Source organism: Mesorhizobium sp. B1-1-1 (assembly GCF_006442955.1).
Classification (GTDB): domain Bacteria; phylum Pseudomonadota; class Alphaproteobacteria; order Rhizobiales; family Rhizobiaceae; genus Mesorhizobium.
This window is the reverse complement of the sequence record NZ_VFWW01000001.1, coordinates 139,936-160,162: the sequence shown is the minus strand read 5'-3', so window position 1 is coordinate 160,162 and position 20,227 is coordinate 139,936. Positions and strand designations below refer to the sequence as shown.

The following is a 20,227-nucleotide window of genomic DNA, read 5'->3' as shown; positions in this document are numbered from 1 at the left end:
ACAGAACCACGTAAATTGGCTTTCATGACCGATGTAGCAGCCGCCACCGACACCGCAGAACGGACACTTGGCATCATCCTGGTGTCGTCATCGGCGGCGGTGTTCGGATTGACCGGCGTGCTGACCAAATCGATCCATGCCGATCCGCTGACCATCACCTGCTGGCGCGGTTTCGTCGGCTCGATCCTGATCAGCCTCTATGTGCGGTGGCGCCGCCACCGCTCCGGCAACCGCGAAACGCTGCGGCTCGGCTGGCGCGGCTGGCTGCTGGCGGTGGAAGGCGCGCTGGCCAGCATCGCCTTCATCTGCGCCTTCAAATTCACCTTCGTCGCCAATGTCACGGTCATCTACGCGACGTCGCCTTTCATTGCCGCGCTGCTCGCCTTCCTGCTGGTGCGCGAGCCCTTCCGCCTTCAGACGATGTTAGCCGCCGCCGTCTCGCTTTGCGGCGTTGCGGTCATGGTCTGGTCGAGCTTCGGCACAGGCAATCTGTTCGGAGACGGGCTGGCGCTGCTGATGACGATCGGCAGCGCGCTCTACATGATCATGGTGCGCGCCTTCCGCGACACGCCGGCGGTCTGGGCAGGCGCGGTCTCGGCCCTGCTGTTGTTCATACTCGGCTGGTTCGTCACCGACCCGCTTGCCGTCTCGGCAAGGGATGCCGTGCTGCTCGTTGCCTTCGGCTCGAGCTTTGCGCTCTCCTCCGTCCTGTGGACGGAAGGCGCGCGGCTCATCCCGGCGGCTGAATCCGGCCTGCTCGGCTCTGCCGAAGTGCCGTTCGCGATCCTGTTTGCGTTCCTTTTCCTGGCCGAGATACCGCCCATGGCCAGCATGATCGGCGGCGCGATCGTGCTTTGCGCGGTCTTTGCCCATGCCGGCCGCGACTGGCTGTCGGCAAAGCAGCAACAAGCGCCAGGGCCGTTGTGAAAGCCGAGCCCAAAAAAATTTGCGCAGTCACGGAACCATCATCCCGTTCAGGCATTGTTGAGCCGACGGACCACCCCCCGAGTCCCCCCAAACCCCTCGGTCCGTCCTACTCCAAGCCGACCGCAAGGTCGGCTTTTTCTTTGGCCCGCGCGGGACGACAGGCGGCTGTCAGCCAAAAAGTCCTGGCAGAGCTAGGCCGGTGCCGAGCAGTGCGGCCAGATCCCGCGCCGGGTTCTCGGCATCGGCGCGCAGCCGGATGGCGAATTCGGCAACGGGCACGGGCGGCAGGTCGAACGTGCGCGGTGCTTCGACGATGCCGGAATGGGCAAAGCGCGCGGTGCGCAGCGTCAGCGCGATGCCGGCCTTGACCGCCGTGCGCAGCCCGGCCAAGCTCGCGCTGCCGGCCGCGATGCGATAGCGCCGGCCGGCCGCATCGAGCGCCGAGATAGCCGCTTCGCGGAAGCCGCAATGCGGATCGAGCAGTGCAAGCGGCAACTCGTCCTGTCGCGCTGCCAGTCCTTTTTGCGAACAGAGCCACATCATCGGCTCGCGCAGCATGCCGATTTCGTCCGGCGTCGCAGCTTGCCGCATAACGATCGCCAGATCCAGGCTACCGCCCTGAAGGGCTTGCGCCAGTTCGGCGGAGCGGCCGACGCGCAGCTCGATCCTGACGCGCGGATGGCTTTCGGCGAAGGCACGCAGCAAATCGGGCAAGCCGCTGTCGGCGAAATCCTGCGTCGTACCGATCGCGATGCGTCCGTCGGCCCTTGCGCCCTTCAGGCCGAGCCAGGCTTCACGATGCGCTGCAAGGATACGCCGGGCATGGCCGACAAGCTCCTCACCGGTCGGCGTCAGGCTGCGGCCCCTGCCCTGCGGCGCCAGCAACGGTTCGCCGACAGCCTCTTCCAGCCGCTGCATCTGCGCCGTCACAGCCGACGGTGAACGGCCGACGATAGAGGCCGCCTGCGCCAGCGAGCCGCCGTCGGCGAAGGCGAGGAATGTCCTCAAGAGGTCGGGATCGAGCGTTTTCATAATTCGATATTATCGAAGTATTCTCTGAAAACAATTCGATTTTCATGTTTCCTGGTTGATGACAGGGTTGCGTCATCGGCTGACAGAGGCCGCCAGAACCAAGGAGAAGGACAATGCCCATCATCAACGTCAGCGTCACCGGGAAGCCCGACGCGACGCTGTCCGCCAGGATCGCCAAGGAGGCGACCGAACTCACCGCCACGCACCTTCGCAAGGATCCGACCATAACGGCGGTTGCCGTCTCTTATCTCGATCCGCAGCACTGGTTCGCCGGCGGCACGTCGCTGGCCGAGCATGGGACCAATACGTTCTGGCTCGACATCAAGGTGGTCGACGGCACCAACACCAAGCTCGAGCTGGAAGCCTATCTCAAGGCGATCTTCGCCGCCTTCGGGCGCCTGCTCGGGTCCGTGCACGAAGAAAGCTACGCCTTCGTCCACGAAGTGCCGGCCGCCGCCTACGGTTATGGCGGCAAAACGCAGGAATTCCGCTTCATCAGCGGGAGACTGAAGGCGGCGTAAAGGATGCCGCTTTTGCCTTCCCTTCGTGAGAGGTGGCAAGAGGCCCTTGCGCATTGACCTTGCCCGCACATCGTCTAGGTTCTTGCCGAAGCGGCCGCAGAGCCGAGGTGCAAGGAACGTTGGGAGAGACGCGGCATGATCCTGACACTGGCGCTGCTTGCGGGTCTGGTCGTGGCCTGGCTGCTGATCGGGGTAGTGGAAAAGTTCCGCCTCGGCCTGCGCTTTGCCCAGGCGCTGCTCTACGTGCCGTTCAAGCTCGCCTACCGGATCAGCGACAGCCGCATGGCAATCGCGCGCGATGCGGCGGCGCCAGTCATCTATGTCATCTCACATCAGTCGCACTTCGAACCGGCGCTGATGCTGTCGCTGCTGCCTGACGACACGCTGCACATCCTCGACGGAGCCTCGGCCAGGGCGCCATGGCTGGAGCCGTGGCGCGAGCTCGGCCGCACCATCGCCTTCAACGCCGAGCACGTCTTCGTCAGCCGCAGGCTGGTGCGCGTGCTGAAGGGTAAGGGCCGGCTTGCCGTCTACCTGCCGGACGCGGTCGAGCCCGACGTCAAGTCGTTCCGGCTGTTTCGCGCTGTCACGCGCATCGCCATGCAGGCCGATGCCCGCATCGTGCCGATCTTCGTCGGCGGCGCCCGCGACCTTCCGGTCTCGTTGACGCCGGCCAGCATCGTGCCCCGGCGCTGGTTCCCGCGCCTGTCGATCAGCGCATTGGAACCAATGACCATCGCCGAGCTGGTGGCGCGCATTCCCGAGCAGGCCTCGAACACCAACGCGCTGTTCGACCGCTTCGCCGAGGCGCGCTTCGCAGCCGCCGATCTCGATCGCGGCCTGTTCCTGGCCATGCGTGATGCCGCAACCAGGGTCGGCGCATCCCATCCGATCATCGAGGACGTCGTCTCGGGCGCGCTCAGCTATCGAAAACTGCTCATCGGCGCGCGCGTGCTGGGCAGGCGTTTCGAGGCGGTGACGGCGCCCGGCGAAGCGGTCGGCCTGCTCCTGCCCAACGCCAATGGCGTGGTGCTGTCCTTGGTCGGGCTGCTCTCGGCCGGGCGGGTGGCCGCGATGATCAACTACACCGCGGGTCCGGCCAGCGTCACCGCCGCCATCCGCACGGCGGTGATCCGCACGGTCGTCTCCTCCCGCGCCTTCATCGAGAAGGCCGACCTCGGCGATATCGTGACGGCGGTCGAAAAGGGCGGCGCCAAATTTCTCTGGCTGGAGGATACACGCGCAAGCGTGACAGCGCTGGAAAAGCTTACCGCCGCCTTGCTGTGGCGCTGGCCGCTGCAGCGCCAGGACGCAGCCAAACCCGCGGTCATCCTGTTCACCTCCGGTTCGGAAGGCACGCCGAAGGCGGTGGTGCTGTCGCACAAGAACCTTTACGCCAACGCCATGCAGGCGGAAGCCCGTATCACCATCTCGCCGGCCGATATCCTGCTCAACGTATTGCCTGTGTTCCACTCCTTCGGGCTGACGGGCGGCACCATCCTGCCGCTGGTTACAGGCGTAAAGCTGTTCCTTTACCCTTCGCCTCTCCATTACAAGATCATCCCCGAGATCGCCCGTAAGGTGAAGCCGACGGTCATGTTCGGCACCGACACTTTCCTCGCCAATTACGCGCGCGCCGCCAAGGACGGCGATTTTTCCAGCCTGCGCTTCGTCGTCGCCGGCGCCGAAGCGGTGAAGCCGGAAACCCGCCGCACCTATCGCGAGCGTTTCCAGGCCGAGATCATCGAAGGCTTTGGGCTGACCGAGGCCGCGCCCGTGGTTGCCGTCAACACCGCCATCCATAGCCGCGACGGCACCGTCGGGCGGCTGCTGCCGGCCATCCGCATGAAGCTCGAACCCGTCGAAGGCATCGATGGCGCCGGCCGTCTGTGGCTCGACGGTCCGAATGTGATGATGGGCTACATGACCGCCGACCGACCGGGCGAATTGCAGCGGCTCGAAGGCTGGCACGACACCGGCGACATCGTCTCGGTCGACCGCGAGGGCTTCATCACCATTCGCGGCCGGGCCAAGCGTTTCGCCAAGATCGCCGGCGAGATGGTGTCGCTGGGTGCGGTCGAGATGCTGGTGCAGTCGCTGTGGCCGGAAGAGCGCCATGCCGCCGTGGCGGTGCCCGACAAACGGCGCGGCGAGCGCATCGTGCTGGTGACCACCGCCGACGATGCGAGTGCCGAGGAACTGCGCCAATTCGGCAAGAAGGCCGGGGCGGCCGAACTGATGGTGCCCAACGACATCGTCAAGGTGGAAGAGATCCCGGCGCTGGGCTCGGGCAAGACCGACTACGTGTCGGCCCGCAGACTGGCCATCGATCGTCTGGGGCTGAGTGCGGCGGCGTAGGCGAACGGCCTGAAGGGTCGTCTCGCCTAAATCGCAGGCCCGGGCGCAAAGCGCTGGCCTTCAATGCACCCTCTGTCGCCTTCGGCGACATCCCCGACTTCAAAGAGGGATAACAGCGTTATCCTATATCCGAAGGCGGCACCTGCTCGCCTTCCAGCCTGGCGCGCTTCGAATAGGCACGCACGCTGAAGGGCAGGAAGAGGAGATAACCGGCGACGGAGGCCGTCAGCGTGTACCAGGGATAGGTCATTAAGAGCAGGATGTAGAGCACGACCCCCAGGATGACCGGCAATACCTTGTCACCCGGCACCTTGACGCTCTTACCCGAATAGACCGGCAAACGGCTGACCAGCAGGAAGGCGACCAGTATGGTGAAGCCGGTGGCGATGAAGGCGGCCGGGCGGCCGGGCTCCAGCCCAAGCCGCAGGAAATACAGATAAAGCGGCAGCATCACCAGCACGGCGCCCGCCGGCGCCGGTACCCCAACGAAATATTCGGTCTGCCATGCCGGCCGCTCGGCCTTTTCCTCGTCAAGAACATTGAAGCGGGCGAGCCGCATGCCGCAGGCGATGGTGAACAAAAGGGCGGCAATCCAACCCGGCGATCCCGCGCGGTCGAGCAGGAAAGCGTAAAGCACCAGCGCGGGCGCGACGCCGAAATTGACGATGTCGGCCAGCGAATCCATCTGCGCGCCGAATTTCGACGTCGCCTTCAGCATCCGCGCCAGTCGGCCGTCTATGCCGTCGAGAAACGCGGCGAGCAGCACCATGACCACCGCGGGCTCGAAGCGGTTCTCGAAAGCGAAGCGGATGCCGGACAAGCCGGCACAGATGGCGAGCACCGTAACCAGATTGGGCAGCACCATGCGCATCGGGATTTCGCGGATGCGCGGGCCGCCGCTGGCATGCGCCTCGAATTTCTTGAACGGCGCGCCCACCGGTCAGGAGATCCGCACGAGAGGCGTGGCGGCGATACCGCCGAATTCCGCCAGCACCGTTTCGCCGGCGACCGCCGTCTGGCCGACGGCCACGCGTGGTGTCGCCGCCTCCGGCAGGAAGACGTCGACGCGCGAGCCGAAGCGGATCAGGCCGAAACGCTCGCCGATGGCGATCGAGCCGCCGGTCTCGGCCCAGCAGACGATGCGCCGCGCCACGAGGCCGGCGATCTGCACTGCCGCGACGGTGCCGTTGGGGCTGTCGATGACCAGCCCGTTGCGCTCGTTCTCGGTGCTTGCCTTGTCGAGTTCGGCATTGAGGAATTTCCCCGGCCGATGCTCGATACGGGAAATCTTGCCGCGCACCGGGGCGCGGTTCACGTGGCAGGAAAAGACGTTCATGAACACCGATATGCGGGTCATTTCGGCATTGCCGAGGCCAAGCTCGCGCGGCGGCACGGCCGGGCCGACCGCCGAGATGACGCCGTCGGCGGGGCTCACCACCAGACTGTCATCGACCGGCGTCACCCGCTCGGGATCGCGGAAGAAATAGGCGCACCAGGCGGTGAGGATGAGCCCGATCCAAAACAGGATCGAGGAGAAATAGCCGAGGAAAAGCGTGCCCGCGCCGAAGGCGGCGATGAACGGATAGCCCTCGCGATGGATCGGTACGAACGCGTTCTTGACCGTATCGACAAGGCTCATGGGATGGGGCAGTCCCTGTTTCAGGTTCGGCCTCAATAACCGAAACACCCTCTGCCCGCAACGCGACAATGGCGAGAGAGGGGCGCGCAGTAGCCTTTTAGAATTGTCGGCCGCCATGTCGGCAAGCCATACGCTCGCCCGTCCTTGGGAGGACAGTGCCCCGCGACGCCTTCGGAACGGTGACGTGGGTCACGCAGCCAAGGAGCCAGCCAATGTCATCCGTTGCCGAGAACGCCAAGATTATCGCCAAGGGCCTCGCTTTCGGGGAATCGCCGCGTTGGCATGAGGGACGCCTGTGGCTCTGCAACTGGGGTACCGGAGAGATCGTCGCCGTGAGCGACGAGGGCAAGAGCAGGGTGATGCTCACCGTGCCAGCGGTCCTGCCCTACTCCATCGACTGGCTGCCGGATGGCAGGTTGCTCGTGATTTCAGGCCGCGAAGGCCTGCTGCTAAGGCAGGAGGTGGATGGCAGGCTCGTCACCCATGCCGATCTGCGCGACCTTTCGAAAAGCCCCTGGAACGAGATCGTCGTCGATGGGCGCGGCAATATCTATGTCAATGGCGGCGGCCCGGCGCCGGCACCCGGCCAGCATTTCGGCCCGGGCACGATCGTGCTGATCACGCCGGACGGGACGGCCATGCAAGTGGCTGGGAATATCGCGTTTGCCAATGGCATGGCTGTGACCCCGGACAACAGGACGCTGATCATTGCCGAGTCCCACTCCAACCGGCTGACCGCCTTCGACATAGCCGCCGACGGCACTCTGGCTAATCGGCGGGTGTGGGCCGATGTCGACGGCTATCCCGATGGCATCTGCCTCGATGCCGAAGGGGCGGTCTGGTACGCGGATGTTCCCAACAAGCGCTGTGCGCAGGTACGCGAAGGCGGTGAAGTGATGCAGACCGTGACCGCCGATCGCGGCTGCTTCGCCTGCATGCTGGGCGGTGTCGACGGCAGGACGCTGTTCATCACCGCAGCCGAGTGGCGCGGCTTCGACCACATGACAAGCGACGCCCGCACTGGTCAGGTGCTGGGCGTCGCTGTTTCCTCGCCTGGCGCGGGATGGCCGTCTTACATTTCGGTCACACGCTGATTGGCGAAAGCGACGGAGATAGCCAACGCCGCTACGACAGCTCCGACGTGCGCCTGCGCACCACCACACCCAGTTCGTCGCTTTCGCGGGCGATGCGCAGACGCTCCTCGGCTTCGGTCGCCTCGCGCTGGCGGTCCCACATCGAGGCGTAAAGCCCGTGCTTGCGCATCAGATCGGCATGTGTGCCGCGTTCGGCGATCTGGCCGTCCTTGAGCACGATGATTTCGTCGGCCGTGATCACCGTCGACAGCCGGTGGGCGATGACGATGGTGGTGCGGCCCCGGCTGACCAGGTCGAGCGCGGCCTGGATTTCCTGTTCGGTATGGCTGTCCAGCGCCGAAGTCGCCTCATCGAGCATCAGGATTGGCGGCGCCTTGAGGATGGTGCGGGCAATCGCCACGCGCTGCTTCTCGCCGCCGGAAAGCTTCAGCCCGCGCTCGCCGACCATCGAGCGGTAACCCTCGGGCAGCCGCTCGATGAAGGGGCCGATCTGGGCGAGTTCGGCCGCCTTGCGCACCTCCTCCTCGCTGGCGCCGATGCGGCCGTAGCGGATGTTGTAGGCGATGGTGTCGTTGAACAGCACGGTGTCCTGAGGCACCATGCCGATCGCCGCGCGCAGGCTCTCCTGCGTCACCTCCCTGACATCCTGGCCGTCGATCAGCACCTGGCCCGACTGGATGTCGTAGAAGCGGAACAGCAGCCGCGAGATGGTCGACTTGCCCGCGCCCGAAGGACCGACGATGGCGACGGTCTTGCCGGCCGGCACCTCGAAGCTGATGCCTTTCAGGATCTTGCGGTTCGGGTCGTAGGAGAAATGCACGTCACGGAATTCGACCTTGCCGGCCTCGATCGCGAGCGGCCTGGCATCAGATTTGTCGACGATCTCCTGCGGCACGTCGAGCAGGTCGAACATCTGCTCGATATCGGTGAGGCCCTGGCGAATCTCGCGGTAGATGAAGCCGATGAAATTGAGCGGCACCGAGAGCTGCATCAGCATGGCGTTGATGAAGACGAAATCACCGACGGTCTGCGTGCCACGTTGCACTTCGAGCGCGGACATGCACATCACGATGACCGTGCCCAGCCCATAGATGACGCCCTGGCCGAAATTCAGCCAGCCGAGCGACGTCCAGATTCTCGTCGCCGACATCTCGTAGCGCGCCATGGAGCGGTCGAAGCGCTCGGCCTCCATGGCCTCGTTGTTGAAATATTTGACCGTCTCGAAATTGAGCAGAGAGTCGATCGCCTTGGTGTTGGCGTCGGTGTCGCTGTCGTTCATGTCGCGGCGGATCGAAATGCGCCAGTCGCTGGCGCGAACCGTGAACCAGACATAGAGCCAGACGGTGACCGCCACCACGGCTACGTATTTCCAGCCATAGGTGTAGGCGAAGATGCCCGTGGTCAGCGCGAATTCGAGGATGGTCGGCGCCGTGTTGAGCATGATGAAGCGCACGATCGTCTCGATGCCCTTGGTGCCGCGCTCGATGATGCGCGACAGGCCGCCGGTGCGCCGTTCGAGATGGAAGCGCAGGGACAACTGGTGCATGTGGACGAAGGTGCGGAAGGCAAGCTGGCGCACCGCGTACTGTCCGACGCGGGCAAACAGCGCGTCGCGCAACTGGTTGAAGCCGAGTTGCACGAGCCGCACCACATTGTAGGCGACAACCAACATGACTGGGGCGAGCAGGAAGGCGGGCAGCGGCGGCGTCGATCTGCCGTCACCGGCCAAGGCGTCGGTCGCCCATTTGAAGAAATAGGGTCCCGCGACCAATGTCAGCTTGGCAACCACCAGCAGAATTGTCGCCCAGGTGACGCGCGCCCGCAGATCGGCACGATCCGCCGGCCACATATAGGGCCAGAGGTTAAGCAGCGTCTTGAAGGTCGGGGAATCGGCGGAGACGGTTTTTTCGGCCACTTTTCTTGCCTTTTGGGTGAGAGGGTCAGCGGCTGGTCGAGCAGGAAACGACGAGCGCGCTCAACGAAGCCGACACGCCGGCAAGCGCGGCTTGGTCCACCTCGTAGCGCGAGCGCTGGCGGTCAGGCGCGAAGCGCACCAGCCCCGCCTCGACCAGGATCTTCAGATGCTGCGAGACGGTCGACTGGGCGAGATCGAGATGGTCGACAACGTCCCGACAGCAGCAGAAACCGCTGGCGGACAGGCGTTTCAGGATCTCGATGCGCGCAGGGTGCGAGAGCGCGGCGAAGCGGGCCGCGATGGAGTGGCTGTCGGTGGTGCAAGAGGTTGGCGCGCTCGTCGCGCGGTCCGGTTCAGGCAGGGATTCGGTCATCGTTCATCGGCGATAGACGATGAACGATGACGAGGCAAGCTGGCCGGATGGGGAGATTGCAGGCGGAGGGCTGCGAAGGATCGGCTTCGGAACGGCTTGCAGCCGCCCCGCTGACGCTTGCCTACTCCGTCTTCGCCGAATGCGTCGTCATCTGGTCACCCATCGCTTTGAGGTCGGCGGCCTCGCCTTCCTTAGACCGTGGCGGGACCTTGAACACCTGTCCCGGCCAGATGCGGTCGGGATTGCGGATCTGGTCCTGGTTGGCGAGATAGATGGTCGAGTAGCGCATGCCATAACCGTAAACGCGCCGCGAAATCCGCCACAGCGTGTCATGACGGCGGATGATCACGGCGCCATTGGCATGTTCGAGCTTGGGTGAAACGGTCTCGGCCACATCGGAAGGCGGCGTGGCCACTGCATCGGCCGGAGCCGGTTCCGCCGGATTGGCGGGCGCTTCAGCGGCAGCCGACGGTTCGGCAGGCTTTGCATCGGCCGCCTTGGATCCAGCAGGCGCCACGGCGGCGACCGCCTCGCCCGGTTCGCGCTCGAACGGTACGGCGGCGCGGGCCACCACCTTCACCCCGTCGGCATCGAGGCCATCGACACGGATGGTGTAACTGCCGACCGGTACGTCGCGCCTCGCCTCAACCAGGAAATGGCCATTCGGCGATGTCTGCGCCTCGCCAAGCAGGATGTCGTTGGCATAGGCGCGCACCTTGCGGCCCGGGTCGGCGAGGCCGGCGACAAAGATCTTGCTGCCGTCAATCTCGACCGCTTCGACGACGATCTTGGGTTCGGCCACGGATGGCGCGGGCGGCGTTGTCGGCGCCGCAGGAGCAGGCGTTGCTTCGATGGCGGCGGACGCGCCTGGCGCCGGAGCCGCGGCTGCAGGCGCTTCCGGTGTTGTCTGCGGCTGGGGCACGGTCAGCAGTTCGGCCGGCTTGCCCGGTTCCTCGACCATGGCCAGCACCTGGCCGCTCGCATTGGCGGGAATGGAGACGACGGCCGTCTGGGCGGAAGCGGTCGCGACATCGCCGGCGGTGGAGCGCAAGGCAATCGTATAGTCACCAGGCTTCAGCGGATCATCGAGCACGATGACGAAGGCGCCATCCGGACCGGCGACCGTCGAGCCGATCACGGTCGAACCGTTGAGGATCTCGACCTTTGAATTGGGCGCGGCATTGCCGGCGACGACGATCGAACCATCGCCTTCAACGCGCACCACGTCGAAGGTCGGGGCGATCGGACCCGCGACGGCAGGCGCGGTTGCCTCAGAGGTGGGAGCGGACGGTGCCGCAGCCTGCGGCAGCCGCGCTTCCGTGCCCGGATTGGCCGGCTTCGGCGCCACAGGCGGAGCCTGCGCCGCGACGTCCGCCGGCGGCGTGCGATTGAAATATGGGTCGAGCGCGCCCGACACATAGGCGGTTCCCGCGACCGCAACGGTCCCACCCGCCGCGAACAGAAACGCCTTCAACGGATTGATCGCCATCTACTTCCCTGCCCCTTAGCCACCTAACGCCGGTCTAGCCTGTTTTACCATCACCGACAAGAAAAAGCCCGGACTTCTCGGCCCTTAGGGCTTGACCGCGCTTTCAGACCCAATCACCAATCATCGGCATGAATACGATTCGATCCGTCTGCGTGTATTGCGGCTCGTCTCCGGGCCGTGATGAAACCTATGCCAAGGCTGGTCACCTGCTCGGGCGATCGCTTGCGCGCTCCGGCCTCAGGCTGATCTATGGCGGCGGCACCAAAGGTATCATGGGCGCCGTCGCTGAAGGCGCGCTCAAGGCCGGCGGCAAGGTCACCGGCATCATTCCCCGCTTCCTGATCAACAGGGAAGCAACCGAAACCGCGCTAGACCGGCTCGACGAGCTCGTGATCACCGAAAACATGCACGAGCGCAAACATAAGATGTTCGAGAAATCCGACGCCTTTGTGGCGCTGCCGGGCGGCATCGGCACAGTCGAGGAGATCGTCGAGGTCATGACCTGGGCGCAACTTGGCCATCACCGCAAGCCGATCGTCTTCGGCAATGTCGGCGGATTCTGGGATCCCATGCTGGCGCTTATCGACCATATGGCAACCGAAGGCTTCATTCACACCGCACAGCGGGTCAAGCCGCTGGTCGTCAATGACCCCGAGGCAATCGTCGCCGCCATCATGGTGGCAGGCTCCTCGGTCGATGCGCCGACGGAGGGCGTGCAGTCGGTGATAGACAAGATGTAAGGCAGTAGCTGAAGACAGAACCTACTGCCCTACTGCCGGCCAGCCGCAGATCATCGATTACCGCCCGCCGATCCTGGCGCCGCCAGGCGAGATGGATCGAGACCTTGCGCTCGAACCATGGCAGGTCCCGAAACAGGATCCCGGCCGGCGATGCGGTGCGCAGGCTCGCCTGCACGGTGGCAAGGCCGAGCCCGGCGCTGACAAGGCCGAGCGAGGTCAACGGGTCCGCCGTCTCATAGGCGATATCGGGCAGGAAACCCGCCTTGGCGCAGGCGGCCAGGAACTGGCCGCGATTGGTGTCGTCGGGCTGGCGCACGACGGTGATCCAGACGCGGCCGTCGAGATAGTGCGGCTGGATATCGGCCACTTCGGCGAGCGGATCGTCTTCGGGCATCGCCAGCACCAGCGGCTCGTGGCGCAGCGGCGTGCTGGCGATATCGGGATCGTCCGCGGCGGGCGGCGAATAGACCAGGCCCAGATCCAACGACCGCTGCCGCAGTTCCTCGATCTGCGCCGCCGAGCGCAGGCTTCTCAACTGGAGATGAAAATCCGGCCGGTCGCGGCGGAATTGGCGCAGCATCGCGGCGACAAGCCCGGAATGCACGGCGCCTTCGACATAACCGATGGCAAGACGCCCGACAGACCCGCTGGCAAGGTTTCGACCAAGTTCCTCCAGCCGGCGCGCGTTCGACAGCAGCGCGCGGGCCTCGGCGAGAAAGGCGCGGCCCTCGGCATTGAGACGGACGCGCTGTTTTACCCGTTCGAACAGGATCACGCCAAGCTGCTGTTCAAGCTGCATGATCTGCCGGCTCAGCGGCGACTGCGAAATATGCAGCAGTTCGGCGGCGCGACCGACATTGCCGGTTTCCGCGACTGCGACGAAATATCTGATCTGGCGCAAGTCGAACATTTTTTGCTTCGCGGCATCCAGTCCCCAAAGGTCTCAACTTTAGCCTAATCGGTCTTTGACAGTCTGACCACCCAGCGCGATACCTGCTGTCATCAACCGCTGACAAACAGGAGACCGACATGCAGTTCTTTGCCCTTCTCACCCGCAACACCGAAAAGTTTACCGATGCCGATTTCGCGCCGCTGCTGCCCGGCGAGGCCGAGCAGCGGCGCACGCTCTATGCCCAGGGCGCGGTTCGCCAGGTCTGGAACCGTGGCGACATTCCCGGGAGCGGCATGATGTTCGAGGCGGCCAGCGATGCCGACGTGCGCAGTCATCTCGGCAGCTTGCCGCTGGTCAAGGCCGGCATGATGGACATTGCCGCAATCGTGCCGCTGAACCCTTATCCCGGTTTCGGTCCGAAGCGCTAAGTGTGGCAGTCGCAATGCGGTGGCGGCGAAAGGCGCCGCCGCACTGACGCGGCCGCTCGAGAGAGTGTGATCGGCTGTCAAGGAACCGTCACACGAAACCCCGCCGCCCATGCTAGATGTTGCAATCACGCGCCGCCAAGCGGTGCGATGCTCGAAATATGCATCCGGCACTACACCATGGATACTGCTCTCGCCCCGGAAGGCACCGACCTGTCGCCCTACCTGCCAGACGAGCATGGGCTGTTCTTCATCTATCATTTCACCGCCGACGGCCTGCGCACCAAGGATGCCGCCGGCGCGCAATGGACGTGGCGCAGCTACCAGCTTTCCGACATGCGCGCACGCCACGAGATCGCCGCCGAACAGGCCCTGCCGGCGCCAGTGCGCGAGGCCTTCCTGTCCGCCAGCCATGGCTGCCACATCGACCTCGAGGATGACTGGCTCTACGGCGACCTGCCGGACCTGCGTCACGACTATTCGGCGGAAGCCGGCGGGCTTGGCCATTTCCGTTTCGCCCTCAACGACACCATGCTGGTCGGCGCCCGCAAGCAGCCCTTGCAGTCGGTCGACAATATCCGCAAGGCGATCGAGAACGGCTCGCGCAAGTTTCGCTCGCCGGCCGAGCTGATCGAGGCGGTCGTGGGCCAGTCGTTCGACGGCATGGCGGTGGAACTCGCTGCACTTGGCGACAGTCTCGACGGCATCGAGGACCGCATCGTCTGCGACGCATGGCACAATGAGCGGCAGGCGCTCGTCGATGCGCGCCGGCACCTGGTGGTGATTCACCGGCAGATGGCGACCCTGACCAATCTGTTTCGCCATCTCGACCATTCGCACCGCAACGACCTGCCCGATTCGATCAACGACATGGCAGCACGGCTTTCGCACCGCGCGCAGACGCTGCACTATGATGGCGAGCAGTTGCAGGCGCGCGCCAGGCTGTTGCAGGACGAGCTGATGGCCAAGCTGACGACGCAGTCGAACCGGCTGCTCTACGTGCTGTCGGTGATGACCGCGGTGCTGTTGCCAATGACGATCATCTCGGGCCTGTTCGGCATGAATGTCGGCGGCTTGCCGCTGGTCAACACGCCGATAGGCTTCTGGGTGGTGACTGCGGTTTCGATGCTGATCGCCGGAGCGACCTATCTCTTCGTCAGGCGGCTCGGGCAGATGTAGCCCGGCGCGCCGTCGCCAGCATCGACCAGGAATACATGGCCAGCGCCGCCCAGATCAGGGCAAAGGCGACAGCCTGGGTGGTGTCGAACGGCTCTTTGAAGATCAGCACGGCGATCAGGAACACAATGGTCGGCGCAATATATTGCATGATACCTATGGTGGAGAGACGCAAAAGCCTGGCGCCGAATGCGAACAGCAGCAGCGGCACCGCGGTCACCGGCCCGCAACCGGCCAGCAACGCCGCATCGACGCCGTTGCCGGAAACGAAATGGTCCTGTCCGGTGGCGATCAGCCAGGCGATATAACCCAAGGCCGGCACCGACAACAGAAGCACTTCGAGCAGAAAACCCTGGCTGGGGCCGATCGGCAGCGTCTTGCGGAAAAAACCGTAGGCGGCGAAGGAAAAGGCCAGCGCCAGCGATACCCATGGCAACTTGCCAGCCTCGATCGTCAGCACGGCGACCGCGATCGCCGCAAGCACCACGGCCGCGATCTGCAGCCGATCGAGCCGCTCGCCGAGCAGCAGGGCGCCGACCACGACGCTGACCAGGGGATTGATGTAATAGCCAAGGGCGGTTTCTACGGTGCGGTCGACGGCGATCGCCCAGACGTAGACGCCCCAATTGACCGAGATCAGCGCCGCCGTCAGCGCCGCCATGGCGATCGTGCGGGGCGAACGGATTGCCGCCTTGAAATCCGCCGTGCGGCCGGCCCAGACCAGAACCGCGGCGGCGATCGGCACCGACCAGACGATGCGGTGGGCAATCACCTCGGCAAGCGGCAGGTGCGCAACCGCTTTCATGTAGAAAGGCAGCAAACCCCACAAGAAATAGGCACCCAGCGCCAGCAGGAAGCCGCGGCGGGCTTTTGAAACTGCGTCCTGGGTAATTGCTTCAGCGGCCATGGCCCAACGCTATGGCCCAGTAACCTTGGCAAGACCATCGCAAAGTTCTGATGGATCAATGGACTTTCGCTGATGGTTCAAACTTACTCCGCCGCCACCAGACCCGCCATGTCCCGGTTCTTCATCAGCTTGTAGATGATGGAATCCATCAGCGCCTGGAACGAGGCGTCGATGATGTTTTCGGAAACGCCGACCGTCCACCAGCGGGCACCGGTCGCATCATGCGATTCGATCAGAACGCGAGTGATCGCCTCGGTGCCGCCATTGAGGATACGCACCTTGAAGTCGGCGAGTTCCAGATCGGCGATTTCGCCCTGGTATTTGCCGAGATCCTTGCGCAGCGCGATGTCGAGCGCATTGACGGGGCCGTGCCCCTCGGCCACCGACATCTTCTCCTCGCCCTCGACCAGCACCTTGACCACCGCTTCCGACACCGTCTTCAACTGGCCATTGGCATCGAAGCGGCGTTCGATCATGCAGCGGAACGAGGTGACATGGAAGAACTCGGGCAAACCGTGCAGCATCTTGCGTGCCAGAAGCTCGAAGGAGGCGTCGGCGCCCTCATAGGCATAGCCGGAGGCCTCACGCTCCTTGACCACCGATATCAATGCGTCGAGCCGGTGATCGTCCTTCGGCACATCGATGCCGCGCCGCTTCAGCTCGGCCAGGAAATTGGCCTTGCCGCCCTGGTCGGAAACCATGACGCGGCGGCGGTTGCCAACCGCTTCCGGCGGCACATGCTCGTAGGTCGCAGGTTCCTTGGCGAGCGCCGAAGCGTGGATGCCGGCCTTGGTGGCGAAGGCGGAAGCGCCGACATAGGGCGCCTGCGCCTCCGGAGCGCGGTTCAAGAGTTCGTCGAAGGCGCGCGACAAGCGCGAAATGCCGGTAAGCGCCTCGGCGGAAATCCCCGTCTCGAAACGGTCGGCGAAGGCCGGCTTCAACGCCAGCGTCGGCACGATGGAGATCAGATTGGCGTTGCCGCAGCGTTCGCCAATGCCGTTCAGCGTGCCCTGGATCTGGCGCACGCCCGCTTCGACCGCGGCCAGCGAATTCGCCACCGCCTGGCCGGTGTCATCATGGGCATGGATGCCGAGATGGTCGCCGGGAATGCCCGCGGCGACGACCCTTTCGACGGTTGCGCGTAGTTCCGAGGGCTGCGTGCCGCCATTGGTGTCGCACAGCACCACCCAGCGCGCGCCGGCATCATAAGCGGTCTTGGCGCACGCCAGCGCATAATCCGAATTGGCCTTGAACCCGTCGAAGAAATGCTCGCAATCGACCATCGCCTCCTTCCCCGCGGCAATGGCGGCTTCCACCGAGGCCTTGATGGACTCCAGATTCTCCTCATTGGTGCAGCCGAGCGCCACACGGACATGATAGTCCCAGCTCTTGGCGACAAAGCAGATGGCGTCCGACCGCGACTGGACGAGTGCGGCAAGCCCAGGATCGTTGGAAGCCGACACCCCCGCCCGCTTGGTCATGCCGAAGGCGACGAACTTTGCCTGCGCGGTGCGCTTCTCCCTAAAGAAGGCCGTGTCGGTCGGGTTGGCGCCGGGGTAACCGCCCTCGACATAGTCGAGGCCGAATTCGTCGAGCAGCTTGGCGATGGCGATCTTGTCCTCGACCGAGAAGTCGATACCGGGCGTCTGCTGGCCATCGCGAAGTGTTGTGTCGAAGAGGTAGAGGCGTTGCTTTTTCATCGTCCTGTGGGCGCTTGAACGCCCCCCTCTGTCCTACCGGACATCTCCCCCTCAAGGGGGGAGATCGGCAGTTCGAATGTCCCGCCATCACCTGCGGCGCTGAAAATTTGCGAAACCCCAGGTGATGGCCAATCTCCCCCCTTGAGGGGGAGATGGCCGGCAGGCCAGAGGGGGGTGAGCGCCGACATCAGTTTTTCCCCACAAACCCATCCGTCGCCCGGATCAGCCGGTCCAATATACCTGGCTCGGAATAGGCATGGCCGGCACCCTCGATCAGGTGAAAATCCGCCTTCGGCCAGGCCTTGTGCAGCGCCCAGGCGTAGCGTGCCGGGCACGGCATGTCGTAGCGGCCGTGGACGATGGTGCCGGGAATGTCCTTCAACTTCCAGGCATCGCGCAGCAACTGTCCCTCCTCCAGCCAACCGGCATGGACGAAGTAGTGGTTCTCTATGCGGGCGAAGGCGACGGCGTAGTCGTCCTCACCAAACGGTCCGCTGGTCTCCGGCTCGGGCAAAAGCGTGATCGTCTCGCCTTCCCACAGGCTCCAGGCGCGGGCCGCCTCGATCTGCGCGTTTCTGTCGGACCCCACCAGCCGCTTGCGATAGGCGGCCATCATGTCGCCGCGCTCGGCCTCGGGGATCGGCGCCAGGAAGCGCTCCCACTTGTCGGGAAACATCTCGGAGACGCCGAACTGATAGTACCATTCGAGTTCGGGGCGGGTCAGCGTATATATGCCCCGCACGACGAGCTCACTGACGCGTTGCGGGTGCGTCTCGGCGTAGGCGAGCGCCAGCGTCGAACCCCAGGAACCGCCGAAGACCAGCCATTTGTCGAAGCCGGCCATTTCGCGCAAGCGCTCGATATCGGCGACCAGGTGCCACGTGGTGTTGGCCTCCAGCGAGGCATTCGGCGTCGACTTGCCGCAACCGCGCTGGTCGAACAGGATGACGTCGTAGAGATCGGGATCGAACAGCCGCCGATGCTTTGGCGAGATGGTGCCGCCCGGCCCGCCATGCAGGAATACCGCCGGCTTGGCGCCTTTGGTGCCGGAGCGTTCCCAATAGACCTGGTGGCCGTCGCCGACGTCGAGCATACCGCTCTCGAAAGCTTCGATCTCGGGATAAAGCGTGCGCAGTTCAGAGCTCATAGTTGCAAACCTTTGGACGGCCAGTCCGTCGTTTCATGGTCGGGATGCTGGAAGGAGATGATCTCCTCCTGCCTAGCGTAATAGTCTGGATCCTGGTGGACGGGCTGGTCGAAGATCGTCTCCACCCAAGGCAGCCGCCCGGCGTAATTGACCTGGATCTGCGGCGCCAGGTCGGAGCGATCGTCGAAGGCGCCGATGGCGATCTCGAAGCCGCCGGGCTGGCGGTAGGTCAGCGGCGTGCCGCAGCGGGCGCAGAAACCGCGATCGATGTTGACCGAGGACTGGAAATAGCTCGGCTCCTCACGGGTCCATTCGACGCCGTCCTTCGGCGCTGTCACCAGGGCGCCGAAAAAGGAACCGAACTGTTTCTGGCACATGCGACAGTGGCAGATGGACGGGCGTCCAAGCTTGCCTTTGATGCGGAAGCGCACGGCGCCGCACTGGCAGCCGCCGGTTCGAATGGTCTCGCTCATGATGTTTTCTCCGGCGGCCATTGCTCGGTGTCGTGGTCGGGATGCTGGTAGGAGACAAGCTCTGCCAGATAGGGGGCCGAACCCATATCCGCCATCGTATCCTCGCCCGGCAATTCTGGAATGGAATCGACGTAAGGCAGCTTTGCCTCGGTGCCCCATTGGATGGTCGGCGCGATATCAGCCGGAGCGTCGAAGGCGGCAATCGCCAGCGCCATGCCGTCCGGCGCCTCGAAAGTCAGCGGCGTTCCGCATTCGGCGCAGAACCCACGCCAGGCAGCGTTCGACGAGCGGAAGCGCTTGGGCTCGCCGCGCGTCCAGTCCACCTTGGCGCCGCGCACCGAGACCAGCGGAAGGTAGAAATTGCCGCTCGCCTTCTGGCACATGCGGCAATGGCAGACCGAGGCATCGCCGAGTGCGCCCTCGACGCGAAAGCGCACGGCGCCGCACTGGCAGCCGCCGGTGTAGATCGGCCGGTTGTCGAGGCTCATGGCAGGTCACTCCGCATCATGGCAGACGGCCTCGACATTGTTGCCGTCGGGATCGAAGACGAAGGCGCCATAGTAGTCCGCATGATAGTGCGGGCGCAGGCCCGGCCCGCCATTGTCCTTGCCGCCGGCGGCGAGAGCGGCAGCATGGAAAGCATCAACCTCGGCGCGGCTGCGCGCGGTGAAGGCAACGTGCTGGTGGGCCTTTTGCCCCTCCTTGCCTTCCTGCAGCCAGAACACCGGCCGATCGCGGCCGTAGCCACCGACCTTGGCGCCGCCGGTGTATTCCAGCGGCACCATATGGAGCAGCGAGGCGCCAAGCGGCGCCATCGCCTTGTCATAGAAAGCCTTCGAAGCCTCGAAATCGGCAACGTCGATGCCGAGATGGTCGATCATGAAACGAACTCCTCCGTTGCTGGTTCCGGCACTTCCGCGCCAGCCAGGCCGGCCGCAATCACGATATGCTGACAGACATTGTCGATATCGCGGATCACGTCATCGTTCCAGAAGCGCAGGGTGGTCCAGCCGAGCGCTGTGAGCTTGGCTGTTCGCGCGGTGTCAGACGCCGAGACCTCATGAGAGGCGTGCTGAGAACCATCCAGCTCAACGATCAGCTTCCTGTTAGGGCAAGCAAAATCGACGATGTAGCCCGCTATTGGCATTTGACGTCGAAACGCCAGCCCCATGAGTCGGTGTGCGCGTATCTCATTCCAAAGCTTCAGTTCGGCGTCGGTCATAGCCTTGCGCATCTTGCGCGCATTGCCTCGATTGACAGGAGACACACGATAATGGATCACGGCGAGGCGCCCCCCTCTGTCCTGCCGGACATCTCCCCCTCAAGGGGGGAGATCGGCAGTTTCGCTGACGGTGCCCAACCTCCAACGTCAGCGATTGGCGAAAGCCTCGGTGATATCCAATCTCCCCCCTTGAGGGG

21 protein-coding genes are annotated in these 20,227 nt (G+C 64.4%); 7 read left to right on the top strand and 14 right to left on the bottom strand.

What is annotated here, in order from left to right; translation table 11 throughout:
* Positions 1 to 24: 24 nt before the first annotated feature.
* Entirely contained in the window at positions 25 to 927 is a 903-nt protein-coding gene (locus tag FJ986_RS00790; RefSeq protein WP_140673163.1) for a DMT family transporter, read from the top strand.
* A gap of 168 nt (positions 928 to 1,095) precedes the next feature.
* On the opposite strand, the gene FJ986_RS00785 is transcribed toward FJ986_RS00790, so the two are convergent.
* Positions 1,096 to 1,959, bottom strand: a complete 864-nt coding sequence (locus tag FJ986_RS00785) for a LysR substrate-binding domain-containing protein (protein ID WP_140673161.1) — start codon at positions 1,957 to 1,959, stop codon at positions 1,096 to 1,098.
* Positions 1,960 to 2,072: 113 nt separating this feature from the next.
* Here FJ986_RS00785 and FJ986_RS00780 point away from each other — a divergent pair, with 113 nt between their 5' ends.
* Together FJ986_RS00780 and FJ986_RS00775 are read left to right on the top strand one after the other, a co-directional pair.
* A complete protein-coding gene (locus FJ986_RS00780; RefSeq protein WP_140494501.1) occupies positions 2,073 to 2,480 on the top strand; it encodes a 4-oxalocrotonate tautomerase family protein in 408 nt (135 codons plus the stop codon).
* A 135-nt stretch (positions 2,481 to 2,615) separates the two neighbouring features.
* A complete protein-coding gene (locus FJ986_RS00775) occupies positions 2,616 to 4,838 on the top strand; it encodes an AMP-binding protein (protein WP_140673159.1) in 2,223 nt (740 codons plus the stop codon).
* A gap of 118 nt (positions 4,839 to 4,956) precedes the next feature.
* Here the strand turns inward: FJ986_RS00775 and FJ986_RS00770 are convergent, their stop codons facing one another.
* Both FJ986_RS00770 and FJ986_RS00765 read right to left on the bottom strand, forming a co-directional pair.
* Positions 4,957 to 5,775: a phosphatidylcholine/phosphatidylserine synthase gene (locus tag FJ986_RS00770; protein WP_140666238.1), complete on the bottom strand. Its 819-nt coding sequence runs from the start codon at positions 5,773 to 5,775 to the stop codon at positions 4,957 to 4,959.
* Between the two features lie 3 nt (positions 5,776 to 5,778).
* Complete coding sequence (locus FJ986_RS00765; protein WP_140520667.1) at positions 5,779 to 6,477, bottom strand: phosphatidylserine decarboxylase; 699 nt, start codon at positions 6,475 to 6,477, stop codon at positions 5,779 to 5,781.
* Between the two features lie 212 nt (positions 6,478 to 6,689).
* On the opposite strand from FJ986_RS00765, the gene FJ986_RS00760 reads away from it, so the two are divergent.
* Complete coding sequence (locus FJ986_RS00760) at positions 6,690 to 7,571, top strand: SMP-30/gluconolactonase/LRE family protein (protein WP_140555771.1); 882 nt, start codon at positions 6,690 to 6,692, stop codon at positions 7,569 to 7,571.
* A gap of 31 nt (positions 7,572 to 7,602) precedes the next feature.
* Here FJ986_RS00760 and FJ986_RS00755 read toward each other — a convergent pair whose 3' ends face one another.
* The 3 genes from FJ986_RS00755 to FJ986_RS00745 all read right to left on the bottom strand — a co-directional run bounded on the left by FJ986_RS00755 (position 7,603) and on the right by FJ986_RS00745 (position 11,348).
* Positions 7,603 to 9,486: an ABC transporter ATP-binding protein/permease gene (locus tag FJ986_RS00755; RefSeq protein ID WP_140494512.1), complete on the bottom strand. Its 1,884-nt coding sequence runs from the start codon at positions 9,484 to 9,486 to the stop codon at positions 7,603 to 7,605.
* Between the two features lie 25 nt (positions 9,487 to 9,511).
* A complete protein-coding gene (locus FJ986_RS00750; protein ID WP_140494514.1) occupies positions 9,512 to 9,859 on the bottom strand; it encodes a metalloregulator ArsR/SmtB family transcription factor in 348 nt (115 codons plus the stop codon).
* 121 nt (positions 9,860 to 9,980) lie between these two features.
* Entirely contained in the window at positions 9,981 to 11,348 is a 1,368-nt protein-coding gene (locus tag FJ986_RS00745; protein WP_140673149.1) for an Ig-like domain-containing protein, read from the bottom strand.
* 128 nt (positions 11,349 to 11,476) lie between these two features.
* Between FJ986_RS00745 and FJ986_RS00740 the strand changes: the two genes are divergently transcribed.
* A complete protein-coding gene (locus FJ986_RS00740; protein ID WP_140494518.1) occupies positions 11,477 to 12,088 on the top strand; it encodes a TIGR00730 family Rossman fold protein in 612 nt (203 codons plus the stop codon).
* Here the strand turns inward: FJ986_RS00740 and FJ986_RS00735 are convergent.
* Entirely contained in the window at positions 12,021 to 12,998 is a 978-nt protein-coding gene (locus FJ986_RS00735; protein ID WP_140673147.1) for a LysR substrate-binding domain-containing protein, read from the bottom strand. The genes FJ986_RS00740 and FJ986_RS00735 overlap by 68 nt on opposite strands.
* 119 nt (positions 12,999 to 13,117) lie before the next feature.
* On the opposite strand from FJ986_RS00735, the gene FJ986_RS00730 reads away from it, so the two are divergent.
* Together FJ986_RS00730 and FJ986_RS00725 are read left to right on the top strand one after the other, a co-directional pair.
* Positions 13,118 to 13,408 (top strand): muconolactone Delta-isomerase family protein, encoded by a 291-nt coding sequence (locus FJ986_RS00730; protein WP_140555775.1) that lies wholly within the window; start codon positions 13,118 to 13,120, stop codon positions 13,406 to 13,408.
* Between the two features lie 177 nt (positions 13,409 to 13,585).
* On the top strand, positions 13,586 to 14,584 hold the full coding sequence (locus tag FJ986_RS00725) for a transporter (protein ID WP_140555777.1): 999 nt from the start codon (positions 13,586 to 13,588) through the stop codon (positions 14,582 to 14,584).
* Here the strand turns inward: FJ986_RS00725 and rarD are convergent.
* The 7 genes from rarD to FJ986_RS00690 all read right to left on the bottom strand — a co-directional run bounded on the left by rarD (position 14,562) and on the right by FJ986_RS00690 (position 20,030).
* Complete coding sequence (gene rarD, locus FJ986_RS00720) at positions 14,562 to 15,488, bottom strand: EamA family transporter RarD (RefSeq protein ID WP_140494526.1); 927 nt, start codon at positions 15,486 to 15,488, stop codon at positions 14,562 to 14,564. The genes FJ986_RS00725 and rarD overlap by 23 nt on opposite strands.
* A gap of 83 nt (positions 15,489 to 15,571) precedes the next feature.
* A complete protein-coding gene (gene cimA, locus FJ986_RS00715) occupies positions 15,572 to 17,188 on the bottom strand; it encodes a citramalate synthase (RefSeq protein WP_140494530.1) in 1,617 nt (538 codons plus the stop codon).
* A gap of 187 nt (positions 17,189 to 17,375) precedes the next feature.
* The gene (gene pip / locus FJ986_RS00710; protein ID WP_140517824.1) at positions 17,376 to 18,335 is read right to left on the bottom strand and encodes a prolyl aminopeptidase; all 960 of its coding nucleotides are present in this window, start codon (positions 18,333 to 18,335) and stop codon (positions 17,376 to 17,378) included.
* Positions 18,332 to 18,808, bottom strand: coding sequence for a GFA family protein (locus FJ986_RS00705; RefSeq protein ID WP_140494534.1), 477 nt, complete (start codon positions 18,806 to 18,808; stop codon positions 18,332 to 18,334). Before FJ986_RS00705 ends, pip begins: the two co-directional genes overlap by 4 nt.
* On the bottom strand, positions 18,805 to 19,296 hold the full coding sequence (locus FJ986_RS00700) for a GFA family protein (RefSeq protein WP_140494536.1): 492 nt from the start codon (positions 19,294 to 19,296) through the stop codon (positions 18,805 to 18,807). Before FJ986_RS00700 ends, FJ986_RS00705 begins: the two co-directional genes overlap by 4 nt.
* A 6-nt stretch (positions 19,297 to 19,302) precedes the next feature.
* The gene (locus FJ986_RS00695) at positions 19,303 to 19,689 is read right to left on the bottom strand and encodes a VOC family protein (RefSeq protein WP_140673145.1); all 387 of its coding nucleotides are present in this window, start codon (positions 19,687 to 19,689) and stop codon (positions 19,303 to 19,305) included.
* Positions 19,686 to 20,030, bottom strand: a complete 345-nt coding sequence (locus FJ986_RS00690) for an endonuclease domain-containing protein (protein ID WP_246674178.1) — start codon at positions 20,028 to 20,030, stop codon at positions 19,686 to 19,688. The genes FJ986_RS00695 and FJ986_RS00690 overlap by 4 nt, the downstream gene beginning before the upstream one ends.
* Positions 20,031 to 20,227 lie beyond the last annotated feature (197 nt).

Coding starts and splice junctions, on each gene's coding strand:
- cimA (WP_140494530.1), bottom strand. CDS start 17,188: ATGAAAAAGCAACGCCTCTACCTCTTCGACACAACACTTCGCGATGGC.
- FJ986_RS00750 (WP_140494514.1), bottom strand. CDS start 9,859: ATGACCGAATCCCTGCCTGAACCGGACCGCGCGACGAGCGCGCCAACC.
- FJ986_RS00790 (WP_140673163.1), top strand. CDS start 25: ATGACCGATGTAGCAGCCGCCACCGACACCGCAGAACGGACACTTGGC.
- pip (WP_140517824.1), bottom strand. CDS start 18,335: ATGAGCTCTGAACTGCGCACGCTTTATCCCGAGATCGAAGCTTTCGAG.
- FJ986_RS00740 (WP_140494518.1), top strand. CDS start 11,477: ATGAATACGATTCGATCCGTCTGCGTGTATTGCGGCTCGTCTCCGGGC.
- FJ986_RS00760 (WP_140555771.1), top strand. CDS start 6,690: ATGTCATCCGTTGCCGAGAACGCCAAGATTATCGCCAAGGGCCTCGCT.
- FJ986_RS00775 (WP_140673159.1), top strand. CDS start 2,616: ATGATCCTGACACTGGCGCTGCTTGCGGGTCTGGTCGTGGCCTGGCTG.
- FJ986_RS00745 (WP_140673149.1), bottom strand. CDS start 11,348: ATGGCGATCAATCCGTTGAAGGCGTTTCTGTTCGCGGCGGGTGGGACC.
- FJ986_RS00700 (WP_140494536.1), bottom strand. CDS start 19,296: ATGAGCCTCGACAACCGGCCGATCTACACCGGCGGCTGCCAGTGCGGC.
- FJ986_RS00695 (WP_140673145.1), bottom strand. CDS start 19,689: ATGATCGACCATCTCGGCATCGACGTTGCCGATTTCGAGGCTTCGAAG.
- FJ986_RS00690 (WP_246674178.1), bottom strand. CDS start 20,030: ATGACCGACGCCGAACTGAAGCTTTGGAATGAGATACGCGCACACCGA.
- FJ986_RS00735 (WP_140673147.1), bottom strand. CDS start 12,998: ATGTTCGACTTGCGCCAGATCAGATATTTCGTCGCAGTCGCGGAAACC.
- FJ986_RS00780 (WP_140494501.1), top strand. CDS start 2,073: ATGCCCATCATCAACGTCAGCGTCACCGGGAAGCCCGACGCGACGCTG.
- FJ986_RS00705 (WP_140494534.1), bottom strand. CDS start 18,808: ATGAGCGAGACCATTCGAACCGGCGGCTGCCAGTGCGGCGCCGTGCGC.
- FJ986_RS00765 (WP_140520667.1), bottom strand. CDS start 6,477: ATGAGCCTTGTCGATACGGTCAAGAACGCGTTCGTACCGATCCATCGC.
- FJ986_RS00725 (WP_140555777.1), top strand. CDS start 13,586: ATGGATACTGCTCTCGCCCCGGAAGGCACCGACCTGTCGCCCTACCTG.
- rarD (WP_140494526.1), bottom strand. CDS start 15,488: ATGGCCGCTGAAGCAATTACCCAGGACGCAGTTTCAAAAGCCCGCCGC.
- FJ986_RS00785 (WP_140673161.1), bottom strand. CDS start 1,959: ATGAAAACGCTCGATCCCGACCTCTTGAGGACATTCCTCGCCTTCGCC.
- FJ986_RS00730 (WP_140555775.1), top strand. CDS start 13,118: ATGCAGTTCTTTGCCCTTCTCACCCGCAACACCGAAAAGTTTACCGAT.